The following is an 11,865-nucleotide window of genomic DNA, read 5'->3' on the forward strand; positions in this document are numbered from 1 at the left end:
TCCACGGTGAAGTCCCCACGGCCCGGACAACGCCCAACTCGCCTACGAGGCACGGCCACCAGGGCTGATGTACCTCATTGTGTTAGCCGTTCTTAGACGTCGTTGCAATTGGTCAGCTCTCCTGCCGTTGCCCCAGCAGGCGGGTCTGTTCCTTCTTCAGCGCGGAGAATCCCTGACGCGCGTAGGCGGCGAGTTCCTCGCTGGGGAACGACACCACCGAGAGGTGCTGGTCGTGGTTTCCCTGTGCCCACCGGGCAGCTGTGATCTCGTAGCCCGACACGTGCGCGCACAGCTGGAGCAGGAGCGGTGGCATCTCTGGTTCGCTCAGCAGGTCCGCGTGCTTGATGACCAGGTCGCGCATGGCCTGGATGTTCGGCAGAAAGACGGTAGTCACCCACAACCGCCACTCGGTGAGCTCTTCTGGAGTGGGCGGGGTCTCATGAACGAACGGTGACGTTCCACCAGGGCGAGCATGACGTTCCAGGAACGCACCGAAGGTGCGACTGTTCGCTTCCGTAAGGGCGAACAGGGGCCCATAGAAGTCGCTGAGCTGGCGATTCACGCGGGCCAGGTGTTCTTGCCGCTGCGAGAGGCGCAGGCCGTTGAGGTAGGTGACAACATAGCCGACGAACGCCAGCCCAATGGTGACGACCACTGCGATCATGAGGGGCGATGCTAGCGAGCAGGGCGTCCCCTCGTTAGACGGCCGTAGCAGATAAGGGTTGCTGCGATGCCTACGAAGACCAGGAAGTGTTCGGCCTTGCGTTCGTAGCGGCGGTGGAGTCTGCGGATCCCGCCGAGCCAGCTGACCGTCCGTTCGACGGTCCAGCGGTGTCGGCCGAGCCGGGCCGAGGAGTCAACGCCCCTACGGGCTATCCGGGGCACGATGCGGCGGCTGCGGAGCCATCGACGCAGGTGGTCGTAGTCGTACCCCTTGTCGGCATGGAGCTTGGCGGGACGGCGTCGTCGGGGACCGCGGCGGGAGCGGATGGGCGGTATACCCCGCACCAGCGGCTCAAGTCCCAGACTGTCATGGGTGTTTGCGGCGGAGATCCCGATCGAGAGAGGCAGACCGGACCGATCGGTCAGTAAGTGGATCTTCGAGCCCTTCTTGCCTCGATCCACAGGATTCGGGCCTGTCAGATCCCCCCTTTCAGGGCCCGCATATTCACCGAGTCGATCGCGCACCGCGACCAGTCCAGATCCCCTTGCGAGCCGAGCTCGTCCAGGACAAGGCGATGAAGCTTGGCCCATACCCGAGCCTGGCTCCACTCGGCGAAGCGCCGGTACACCGTTGACCACGATGGTCCGAATGCTTCCGGCGTCTGTCTCCACGTACAGCCGGAGGCTGCTACGAACAAGATCGCGGCCAGTACGTTCCGGTCGCTGTACCGTCGCCGGCCGCCTCCTTGGGGTCGTACCGGCGCTGCTGGCACAACCCGCTCGAACAACTCCCACAGCCTGTCAGGGACCAGACGCTCCACGATCGTCACGCCCGAACACTAGCGATCGAACCAAATGCAACGACGTCTTAGCCGCAGGAGGAGGTTACAGATCCACGGTTCGCCCAGGTCGGCGGCCCAACTGCCCCAAGAGCTCGCAACTTCCCAAGCTGAAAGCTTCCGTGCCGTCGTCACAGACCCGCCCGAGGCTTGCTCTGGCCGGCGGCGGACACGCACTGAGACCGGTGGAGGTGCAGCGAGGCACGCGTGCGTAGTCGGTCGGCTGGACCGGCCGCCGCGGCTGTCTGTCGTCGGCTGAGGTACCAGTGCACACCGGGCGCGTTCGCGGCTATTGACACTCCGCCGACCTCATTCGGAATTAATTCGCTCATTCGCAGCACCCACAAGCATCCTAGCCCGCGTCCTGATGAAAATCTCGTAATCATCATCAAACAGCTCATCGGGTGGGCACAGGGCTCGCCTTAAAACGGTTTCTTGGTTAGAAATTCGAGCCCTATAAGCACTTGGCGCGTCACCGCCGAGGACCTTGTTATCAATAGCATTAATGAAGCACATATTCGCTAGCGGACTTTGCCTGTCGGTGGGGACGCCGACGGTGCGCAAGAAGGCCTGCGGATAGAGGTGATGGAATTCGTTCCTATTGTACGCCTGCAACGCCTCAGAGAGGCTGATGGCTGAACCGCCGACCAAGCTGAGGGGGCGCTCTTGAGCCAGAAGGAGGACGAACGTCTTAGAACTGACTGCATTCAGGTTAAAGTTGTTCTCCAAGAAGAATCGATCATCTACCTGAACAGGGATATCGTCGAGCTCAGAAGGCTCACCATTCTTGAGCTTAATGATCTCTTCGATGTCAACCTGAAGATTGCGCTGAACTACTCGGCCGTACCGTGCAGAAAAGCAAGCTTTCCAGAACCAGCGCAATAGGACAGCTCGCTGATCGCTCGAAATCTTCACAGACTTAGAGTCGGGAACGGCAAAGAATACTGCGAGAGGTACCAGAAGCGTCGCATGGGGTAGGTTGTCAAGCTTCTGAACACGCAACTCCTTCCGCACAAAATCGATCGCTCCCTTGATCCCATTCACTACATGCTGGAACTGCTCTCGAACCTTCGTGCCGTTCAAAGCCATCAGGGTCTTTGGTGAAGCATCGCCATCGACTACAGCGGCACAGCACCGCAGCAGCAGCGTGATATCCTCCCCGACTCCTTTGAATCCGAAAGGTTCGAGCTCTTCGCTTAGATCCTCGAAACGCCGCTGCAAATCGAAGTCGTCCGACCAAGTCCAAGCACTCAGCAATTGCAGTGTATCGAGCTCTACCCCAAGTCTATTAACTCGCTCGAAAACAATTGCAACGCCGGCGCGATCGTCGGTAGTGAATGTTTGCACCGGCACGTCTGCTTCCTTGAAGCGACTATACAGATCATCAATCTTAGGCGTGACCTCTTCAGGGAGAGCGCGAAATGCGGGCCCATATTTAGCCGCATCGAAAAATACATTGAGTGGGAAGTGGCGCTCCGGGTCAACCTCACTCTCGTCAAGAGATACAAATAGACTCTCTTGAGCGTCTGCATCGACACGATAGTCGAAATAAATGTCGGACCAGACAGCCTTCTCCTTCGGGTGAAGCTCGGTCTGAAAAACGCCAAAAATACTTGTCAATCTCTGCTGACCATCAAGTACATAATCGATCGGATAGTCATCTGGTCGCGGAGGCAACTGGAACGGGCCCAAATCGCGCTCGGTTTTAAGCTCGGCGCGAGTTCGCCAAAAAAGCAGGGCGCCAAATGGGTAACCTTTGTAAATGCTGTCCATTAGCTGAGCGACGCGATCCGCATCCCACACAAATCCTCGCTGAAAAGCTGGGATTCGAACGCGGCCATCAGATACAGCTTCAATCAGCTGACGAATGGACGGCATGAGGGCTCCTCACTCTAGTTGAGCGCAAGCGTAGCCGGATGCCTGGCTTCTAATGCCGGTTTTGCTCAAAATGGTGCAGAGCGAACTTTGGATACCTCGGCAGCCTCGATGAGCGATGAGCTGCACGCGATCACCCTCACCCAGTACGAGCAACTCCTCGCCGATGCCCACCCCGACGCCTTGGCCAGCCTCAACAACCTTGCAGGCGCTCGACTTTCGGCGCGGAGCAGGCTGCACCACAACCGCACCAGATCGAGCGGGGAACAGCGGGGAACCACGGTGACAGCAGCCTGGGCCAGCGAGACCTCAAGGCGACCGTCCATGCAGGTCAGCGCCCGAGCCTGCCGTGAATGCTCGCAGCTTCCCAAGCTGAGGTTCCAGGCGCGTCCGCGCAGAGGAAGCCGTAGGGTTCCGTCCATGGTGACTGCGACTGTCCGCGAGTGGGACGACGAGGCAGGGTGGGGCGTTCTCGACTCCCCCGATACCCCCGGCGGCTGCTTCGGCCATTACTCCAACATCCAGGCGACAGGCTTCCGCGCGCTGTCGCCCGGACAGCAGGTCGAACTCACCTGGGAAGCCCCTGGCTTCAAGCAGGACGGGTACGACTACCGCGCGGTGAGCATCGTGCCTCGGCCTGCCTGACATCCACAGCTGACATCAACGACGGCGTACACCCACGGTCCCCAGCGGTCCGCTACGCCAACGCATCCTTTACCGCAGCATGCAGTAGCACCCAGTTGATCGAACTCCTAAAGCGAGTGTCACAAGGTGCGAGCCGTGCCGGGGCACCAGCACACGCACCCAGGACGCATAAAGGCCGACCAGGGTGCTCCGGGGCGTCGGCCCCTTGACCGTGATCACCCGTGGGAGAAGGATCCTCCTCCTGATAAAGGAGTTGTGATGCTGCGGTTCATGGACTGGTCCGTGGTCGCGATGGGGTGCTCACTGGTCCTCATGAGCCTCGGCGGCCAGTGGTGGGAGCGGACCAGGGTTCGGAAGGGAAAGAGTCCCGATCAGGACATGCGCTTCTATCGGGCATGGCTCCCTCTCCTCGTTGGTCTGGGGTTGATCAGCGCCAAGGTGCCGAGCCTGCTGCTCGCACCCCACCCCATCGTCATAATCATGGACACTCTCGACGGCGCGCTCTGGGTCACAGTGCTGATCTTGGTCCTTCGGGCCGGGCATCGAGTCTCCCGGGCGCGGAGTCCCCGCACCTGATTGCCGGCAGCGCTGCTGGCAACGAGCGCGAGGGATGAGTGTTTAACTGCGTGACAACGCCGACGCACAGCGGCGGACGGGCGCGTAAGCCTACGGACGGTCAGCGCAGGTGAGCACCACACCAGCCCAAGGCAGCACCCCCACCCAAGTTGCTTCGGGACGAAGAGGTCCTCACGCAAGGTCTCACCGCCACGCTTCCGCCGGCGCAGCTTGCTCTGGTCGACGGCATGGCAGCGTGGCTGAGGCCAGTGGGGGTGCAGCGAGGCACACGCGTGCGTGCTCGGTCGGCGCGCCCCTCCGTCGTGGCTGACTGTCGTCGGCTGAGGACCAGACACTCTGGAGCCCCAGCTCCACCAAGGGACTTTCGAGGCGGAGAGACCGTGCCATTCGCGTGCCAGATCCTGCGGGGAACCACGGGGAACAGCGGGAAGTTGCCCAAGGTGCGACCAGAACTCCAACAGGACTCCGAGGCAGTTCAGCGCAGCAACCGCCACGGGAAAACCCAAGCTTCCCAAGCTCAGGGCGCTCATCCCGTTTCCGGTGGCGTGGCCTCTTGATACGAGCTCTGTGGCGAGTTGCACGTGAAGCGCGGCCACGTGCAACTGGCCACTGTCGGGCGTCACCCCGCTCCGGCACGTTCCTTCGCTGATGCTTGCCGGGGCGTCGGGGGGTCCAGGTGGACTATTACGGTGGTGTAGAAGCGGTGCACGGCGTCGTCGACGCTTCGGATGAAGCCGGATTCGGCGTTCCCGCGGCTGCTTCCCATGCTTTTGAAGAGGGACAAGCGGAAGCCGGTGATGTGGGCGTCGTTGTTCTTCGGGAGCATGTCCGCGGGCTCCGGGCGGAGCCGTTCCAGCGTGCCCCGTGGCCCCCCGGTCTCTCCTTCGACCAGGGTTTCGATGTGGAGGTCTGCCGGTGCCTCGGCCAGGCGGCGAATGAGGCGTTTGGCCCAGGTCAACGGGTATCCCTGCTCGGGTGCGGAGATCTCGATGGAGGTGCGGAGCTTGGCGGTACGCAGGTCGGCGATGATCGCCAGAATTCCTGGTGCGCCCTCGATCCGGAGCTCTGCCTGAAGCCTGCCGTCGAGGCAGAGCTGATCAGCCAGGCGGCTGCGGCGTGCTTTCGGATCGGCTCCACGCTTGGCGCGCTGGACGGGCAGTACCTTCTGTCCGAGTTCGCCACCGAGGCTGAGGCAGATCTGACGGATGAGCCGTTCCCAGCTCTCGACCACATCCAAGGCGCGCAGGTCGCCCTGGCACAGGGTTTCGTCGTCGATACCGTTGCGTACGGGGACCCAGGCCGATCCCATGTTCTGGAAGCCGTGGCAGCCGGAGTTCTCATGCCGCAGGTAGTGCAACAGTTCCTGGAGCAGCCAGGCATGTACCTTGTCTCCGACGCCCTCGTGCCGGATCAGCATCTGGGCCTGGTGGGTGACTTCGGCCCAGGACAGGTGCCAGAGAGCCACCTTGTGCTTGCGCCGGCCGTCGATCTTGACGTCGACGAGCGGGCTGCCTTCAAGCGCAACGTCGTTCGACAGTGTGATCACGGCCTCGTAGCCACGGCGTGCGGCGATGTCCACGTATGCCTGCACCTGCTCGGGCTTGAGGTCGTTGCCGTTGGTCTTGGTCTCCACCAGTGCAGTCCACAGTTTGCCTGCCCGCTCGACACGGATCACCCCGTCAGGGCGTCGCGGTGTATCGCCGTGCGGCAGGGAGACCTCGGTGAATGTCTCCATACGGCCCGCCGGTGCTCCGAACGCCGCCGTGAGTCTCCGGCCGAATTCCGGCACCTGCGCCATCACCGACAGTAGTACCGACGTAGCGCGCATCTCCCGGTCCCGGTCGCTCTTCAGCACCGAGACCGGAAAGAGCCTGGCCTGCTTCCAGGACTCATTGTCCGCCAGAGACTTCCTGGCCACCCTGGGCACCGTGACCTTCTTCTTCGCGGTGCGAGGCCGTGCCGCCTTCTTCGGCCCCACCTCGTCGCCAGGCGGGCGGGGAGCCGGAACCAAGCCTGGTGCCACCGGCGGTTCCTGCTCAACGGCTGAAGCCGGAACTGCCGTATCAGCCTGCTCGCTGCTCTCTGCGCCGTTCAGCGCTTCTTCTGCGCCCGCGTCATCATCGATGTCGACACCGAAGTCCGTCGCCAGACCGGCCAGGCCTGTGTCGTAGCCCTGTCCGACAGCACGGAACTTCCACTCTTCCCCACGCCGGTACAACTCACCGAAGATGATCGCGCCCACCGTTCCGGCGTCATCAATGGCGAACCTGAGGAGGCTCTCGCCGCCCCCGTCGGCCAATGTCACCTTCAGGTCTTCCAACTCCCCGAAACCGGCTCCCTCGTAGCGGCTCGCCGCCACCACGATCCGGTCGATGCCGGGTGGGACCGCCGTCAGGTCGAAGCTGATCCGGTCTTCGTCGCCGCTCTCCGTCGGCGTCTTACCCAGCAGTTGCACACTCCCGTCAGCGGCAACCGGGTTGTTGTAGAAGTAGAAGTCGCTGTCACTGCGCACTTTGCCGTTCGCATCCAGCAGCAGGACGGACACGTCCGCATCGCCTTCACCGGTCGGACTGACCCAGCTCAAACTGACGATCAGCGAACCGGCGTTCTCACTGAGCGCCGCCAGCGCCACGTTCGAGCCCTTGACCATCTCATGCATGAAGCCCCCCAGATCATTGCAGCTCGGGCACTTGGCTGCCCCCACGCAGGCCACCCACCCCACGCCGCCAATATGTGACGTACGGCACAACGAGAGACTTTAGTACCTGACGACGAGACCGTGGCAGCAGCCGAAAACAACAAGCGACGAGAACCAAGGGTCAACAGAGCAGCTCCACAAGCCCCGCCAGCCCGACCGAGGGACACCCCGGACGTGGATCACGGAGCATCGCTCACGAATCTGCCGGCATAGTCCCGCCGTCTCACTTTCCGTCTCATTCACTTGCGTTCACGGCCGTTCAGACGGGACCCGAACCCGTCCCAGCGCCGACGGCCAGCCGCCCATGAACCCTGGTGAACGCCCCTGAACCCAGCCCAGCACCCCACCATCACAGTTGGAAAGCGTGTTGGGGGCAACCCCTCACGAGTTCGAATCTCGTATCCTCCGCAGCCGCCTGAACAGGCGAAACGAAGCGGCCCCGCTGATCACAGCGGGGCCGCTTCGTTGTTCACTCAGGCGCCGTTGTCCTGGTTTTTGTCCACAGGGGAGCTTCCGGGGCTCCCCAGATGGCACCGGCGATCTTCCGGGCCACCTCCTGAGCATGGCGTCCGGCACGTGCAGGCACCTCGCCCGCATGCTTGCGGATGTGCCAGGCTCCCACCCCGTGATCTGATCGATGACCCGGTCCGGGAGACCGAGCAGCATGAGCACGGTGGCGGCCGCGTGCCGAGCGTCGTGCAGCCGGGCGTTCCGCACCCCCCGCGTCTTCCAGCAGCCGCTTCAAGTAGTGATCGTCACTCCTCCGCCGGTGCCTCACCGGGCAAGACTCCGAAGGGGCCCACCGCGAGGTGGAAACCTTCGATGAGCGGTTAACGGGGCGGCCGAACAGCCACGGAGCGGTTGCCGTCATTCCAGATGTAGACACCGCTGGTACCTGCGCCATACCAACTCTCCGGCCCGACTTCGGCCGTGAGAGACGGGTACTCGCTGATGTAATCCCAAACCTCGGCCGGGTCCACCTGTCTGTACGGCTGGTTGAACACCAGAGCGGGCCTGCCGGTGGTCCGCGAAAGCCACGTGGTCGTGTGGTCGTAGAACCCCGGCCTGCCTCGGCATTCCCTCTTGGCGCAGCGGCCCCTGCCGAGCCAGTGGAGTCCGGACGAACACCCCGTGTTGCCACTCTTGAGGTCGTGCCGGTCCGCCCAGTTCAACAGGTCCGCGCGCATCTGGACGTAGATGTTCGGGCCGTAGGGCCAGTGCACGCCGTCGGCGTCACGGTTGAGCACGCCCCGGGCGTGGTCATCCAGAGAGCTGATCAGTTCCTTCTGATCGGTGCTCTGGCAGCGCCAGCACCACCACTTCGCTTCTCCGATCCCGGAGCCGAAGAACAATCCCTGCCGGGACTGTCCGCATCCCTCGCAGTCGTACATGGTCTTACTCCTTCGCTTCTCGTCGGACCCGACTCGGTGGTTCCCTCCCTGTAGAGGAGAGAGAACCGCAGAACCATCCGGCTCCCGCGCGGCCGTCCGGGGGCGTTCGTGGGGACTCAGGGAGCAGGTCAGAGGGGGCCCGTACGGCGGTGAACGGTGGCGGCCGGCGATGCAGGGGGCAAAGGGCAAAGGGCAGGACAACAGACGTCCTTGTTGGATGTCACCATCCGCGCTATCGGGGGTTTTCGTGCGACCGAAGCCGCCGACGCGGAGCCGCTCGACGGATCAGCAGCGCACCGACCATCCACATGCGCCCTACCAACCCGTTCCATGCCGGCGTCACCACGGAGGGTGGGACGTTCGCGCGGCCTGCCTTCCGATGTCGCACTCGGCCGGCGGCGGCCAGCCCTCAGTCCCATCTCCTCGCGAACTCGGCTCCGGCCAGCAGGTCGACGATCCGCACCATCGGATCATCGAGACCCATGGCCACCAACACATCGGCGGGAAGGACTACGTACTTCCCCTTCTCTTTCGTGACACGGCAGGGGAAGCGGCCCGCCCTCACCAGTCCGCACGCCTTCGCTGCGTCGACCCCGAGAAGATCTGCCACCTTGCGGAGGGGCATTGGCTCGCCCAGCCACTGCGACAGTCGCCTTGCGCTCGGGTTCACTCGGCTTCCTTCTGCCGTCCGTCGAGTTCGCCGGACTCACCCCCGGGCACCTGCCCCGAACCCGAGGCGAGGAACGCGGCCAAGAGCCCGAGGCGGTGCAAGGTAGCGCCCATGCGTTCGCCGCTGATGCGCTCCCCCAGCAAAGAGTCCACCTCACCGACGGCCTGGATGTCCGACTCGTTGCGGATGGGCGAGTAGCCGCCGTCAAGGAGGCTCGCACGGTCGACAAGGCTGTGCGGATCCGTCGTACGCTCGGCCGGGTCAGACCGCTCCACCGCCCAGCCGGCGGCATTGGCAGCCCGGATGACCTCATCACGGACGTCGTCGGCTTCAGCGGCCAGTGCCAGCCCGTACAACGCGCCGACGAGCATGGCTGACCTCACCTCTGCGACATCGACGCAGAGCCTCCTTGAGACTCTCGCGGCCGACTTCCGCAGGTAGGGGATGATGAAGTACAACGCGAGCAACTGGCCACGCTGAGCCAAGTTCGGCACGTCGCTTCGGGCATCGCGGCCCACGCACCGCCACAGCGCATCCCGCACAGCAGCGTCAGCGGCATTCCGTGCCGCCGCTTCCTTCGCCTCCGAGAGCGTGAGGTGCTCGCCGACCGAACATCTCTCCCCGGGTACATGTGGACAGACCAACTGTCCACCGAGCAGCTGCGGAACCTTTAGCTCGATCGACCTGAAGACGTCTGCCGAAGGCAGCAGGGACATGGACTCTCCTCCTGTCGTTCCGTCAACGGCAGGAGGCTCACCACCGCGAAGGACAACCATCCTCATCCGACGCAGCATGCGCTGATGAGAGTGAACGGCACGCGGTGGCCGAGTGAAGCGGTACAAGTCGGCGATCACGCATGGGCAGGGCTCACGGATTGGCCATTGGCCTCCTTGCCCTACGGGTCACGAGAATCTGGTCGGGGCATTCACACCAAGAGTATGGTGACTTGTATGGCAACCAAGAAAGTAACGGTGACGATCCCCGAAGATCTCCTGGACGAGATCCGCGCCGAGGCAGCTGAGCGGGGACTTTCGGCGTACGTCGCCGAAGCACTGCGATTCAAGCGCGACCGGGACCGTCTGCTGGAACTCGTCGACTGGCTGCAGGAGGAACACGGCGCGGTCACCGAGGACGAGCGCGCGGCAGCACTCTCGGAGCTGGAAGATCTCGACGCCGAGCACGAGCGTCGCCTCACCGCCGGAGGACACAACGCCGGAGAGGCCGCGTGACCAAGCGGGCCAGTGAGCACGGGCAGCGGCCACTGCGCGCCTTCGTACTCGACTGCGAAGCCCTGTCCCTCGCTGTGCGTGGCGACCGGAAGATGATCGCCTGGCTCGATCTCGCAGCACGGGGCGAAGCCGAGGTGGTCACGTCGCCCATGACGCTGGTGGAGGCGTACGACGGCAGAACCACCGAGCAGCGCTGGGACTGGGTGCTCTCCCGGCTCAAAGTCGCCGACATCGGGAAGGACGAGGCCCGCCAGGCCCGCCGACTCCTGTCCGACGCCAAGCTTCACGGCCACAAGTACGCGATCGACGCAGTGCTCGCCATCATCGCCCGACAGCAGAAAGGGCAGGTCACCATCTTCACATCGGACGTGGACGACCTGGAGAAGCTGGTTCCGGAATCGATCGTCATCAAGCGAGTATGACCGGCGCCCTGGTCTCAGTTCTGGTCTCAGTTCTGGTCTCATTCGTCGCCGTCCGGCGCCGTTCACCAGCCGTCCGGTGCCCTACTCCACCCCAGGTCAGAACACCCCCGTCCCGCCCCGAACCCGCAGACGAACATTTGGAAAGCGTGTTGGGGGCAACCCCTCACGAGTTCGAATCTCGTATCCTCCGCAGCCGCCTGTACAGGCGAAACGAAGCGGCCCCGCCGATCACAGCGGGGCCGCTTCGTTGTTCGCTCAGGTGCCGTTGTCCTGGTTTTTGTCCACAAGGGGTGTTTCCGGGGCTCCATGACCCGGTCCGGGACTCCGAGCAGCATGAGCACGGTGGCGGCCGTGTGGCGGGCATCGTGCAGCCGGGCGTTCCGAACCCCCGCGTCTTCCAGGAGCCGCTTCCAGTCGTGATAGTCCGTGTTCGGGCTGAGTGGGCCACCCAGCGGCTTGGTGAGCAACGTAGTCCGACTCGATCCACAGGTCGCCGGCCTCCTTGCGCTCGCGCTCCTACGTCTCGGCATGGGCACGACGCATGGCGACCAGCGGACCCGGCAGGGGCACGGCGCGGCGGCCGGTGCGGGACTTGGTGTTCTTGGTCTCGTGCCGGATCTGCGCCTTGTCCGGGCAGTATCCCGGCTTGCGGCCGCACGGTGAGGCCTCGGGGCACCCGTGCTTGTACCGGGGCCGCAGACGGCTCCGGCGCAGCTTCAGGTATTCATGGGCCAGGTCGACATCGGCCTGCCCCAGCCCGAACGTCTCGCAAATCCCACACTCTCCGCACAGGCCGGCGAGGGCGCTCACCAGGGGGTGCCCTGGACACGGGGGCACCCCTCTGGCATTCACCGCAC

The 11,865-nt window shown here is 63.7% G+C and carries 12 protein-coding genes and 1 pseudogene; 4 read left to right on the top strand and 9 right to left on the bottom strand.

What is annotated here, in order from left to right; translation table 11 throughout:
• Positions 1 to 112: 112 nt before the first annotated feature.
• The 3 genes from AB0P24_RS37635 to AB0P24_RS37645 all read right to left on the bottom strand — a co-directional run bounded on the left by AB0P24_RS37635 (position 113) and on the right by AB0P24_RS37645 (position 3,380).
• A complete protein-coding gene (locus AB0P24_RS37635) occupies positions 113 to 664 on the bottom strand; it encodes a hypothetical protein (RefSeq protein WP_365802092.1) in 552 nt (183 codons plus the stop codon).
• 11 nt (positions 665 to 675) lie between these two features.
• Positions 676 to 1,487, bottom strand: a protein-coding gene (locus AB0P24_RS37640; RefSeq protein WP_365802173.1) for an IS5 family transposase whose coding sequence is annotated in 2 segments (ribosomal slippage) — positions 676 to 1,149 and positions 1,152 to 1,487 — 810 coding nt in all. Because the reading frame shifts where the segments join, the coding sequence is not laid out codon by codon here.
• Between the two features lie 324 nt (positions 1,488 to 1,811).
• On the bottom strand, positions 1,812 to 3,380 hold the full coding sequence (locus AB0P24_RS37645; RefSeq protein WP_365802094.1) for a DUF262 domain-containing protein: 1,569 nt from the start codon (positions 3,378 to 3,380) through the stop codon (positions 1,812 to 1,814).
• Positions 3,381 to 3,797: 417 nt separating this feature from the next.
• On the opposite strand from AB0P24_RS37645, the gene AB0P24_RS37650 reads away from it, so the two are divergent.
• Complete coding sequence (locus AB0P24_RS37650) at positions 3,798 to 4,022, top strand: cold shock domain-containing protein (RefSeq protein ID WP_365802096.1); 225 nt, start codon at positions 3,798 to 3,800, stop codon at positions 4,020 to 4,022.
• A gap of 258 nt (positions 4,023 to 4,280) precedes the next feature.
• The gene (locus tag AB0P24_RS37655) at positions 4,281 to 4,598 is read left to right on the top strand and encodes a hypothetical protein (RefSeq protein WP_365802098.1); all 318 of its coding nucleotides are present in this window, start codon (positions 4,281 to 4,283) and stop codon (positions 4,596 to 4,598) included.
• Positions 4,599 to 5,217: 619 nt separating this feature from the next.
• Here the strand turns inward: AB0P24_RS37655 and AB0P24_RS37660 are convergent.
• The 5 genes and pseudogenes from AB0P24_RS37660 to AB0P24_RS37680 form a co-directional block, all read right to left on the bottom strand.
• Positions 5,218 to 7,257 (bottom strand): TerD family protein, encoded by a 2,040-nt coding sequence (locus AB0P24_RS37660; RefSeq protein ID WP_365802100.1) that lies wholly within the window; start codon positions 7,255 to 7,257, stop codon positions 5,218 to 5,220.
• 512 nt (positions 7,258 to 7,769) lie between these two features.
• Positions 7,770 to 8,056, bottom strand: a pseudogene (locus tag AB0P24_RS37665) (site-specific integrase); the annotation flags it as partial.
• 70 nt (positions 8,057 to 8,126) lie between these two features.
• A complete protein-coding gene (locus AB0P24_RS37670; protein WP_365802102.1) occupies positions 8,127 to 8,687 on the bottom strand; it encodes a hypothetical protein in 561 nt (186 codons plus the stop codon).
• A 409-nt stretch (positions 8,688 to 9,096) separates the two neighbouring features.
• Positions 9,097 to 9,297 (bottom strand): DNA-binding protein, encoded by a 201-nt coding sequence (locus tag AB0P24_RS37675; protein ID WP_365802104.1) that lies wholly within the window; start codon positions 9,295 to 9,297, stop codon positions 9,097 to 9,099.
• A 56-nt stretch (positions 9,298 to 9,353) separates the two neighbouring features.
• Positions 9,354 to 10,073, bottom strand: a complete 720-nt coding sequence (locus AB0P24_RS37680) for a hypothetical protein (RefSeq protein WP_365802106.1) — start codon at positions 10,071 to 10,073, stop codon at positions 9,354 to 9,356.
• A 234-nt stretch (positions 10,074 to 10,307) separates the two neighbouring features.
• Here AB0P24_RS37680 and AB0P24_RS37685 point away from each other — a divergent pair, with 234 nt between their 5' ends.
• On the top strand, positions 10,308 to 10,586 hold the full coding sequence (locus AB0P24_RS37685; RefSeq protein WP_079661300.1) for a CopG family transcriptional regulator: 279 nt from the start codon (positions 10,308 to 10,310) through the stop codon (positions 10,584 to 10,586).
• Positions 10,583 to 11,008, top strand: a complete 426-nt coding sequence (locus tag AB0P24_RS37690; RefSeq protein ID WP_365802108.1) for a hypothetical protein — start codon at positions 10,583 to 10,585, stop codon at positions 11,006 to 11,008. The genes AB0P24_RS37685 and AB0P24_RS37690 overlap by 4 nt, the downstream gene beginning before the upstream one ends.
• Positions 11,009 to 11,524: 516 nt before the next feature.
• Here the strand turns inward: AB0P24_RS37690 and AB0P24_RS37695 are convergent.
• A complete protein-coding gene (locus AB0P24_RS37695) occupies positions 11,525 to 11,818 on the bottom strand; it encodes a hypothetical protein (RefSeq protein ID WP_365802110.1) in 294 nt (97 codons plus the stop codon).
• Positions 11,819 to 11,865 lie beyond the last annotated feature (47 nt).

This window comes from Streptomyces sp. NPDC086519, assembly GCF_040686075.1.
Taxonomy (GTDB): domain Bacteria; phylum Actinomycetota; class Actinomycetes; order Streptomycetales; family Streptomycetaceae; genus Streptomyces; species Streptomyces shenzhenensis.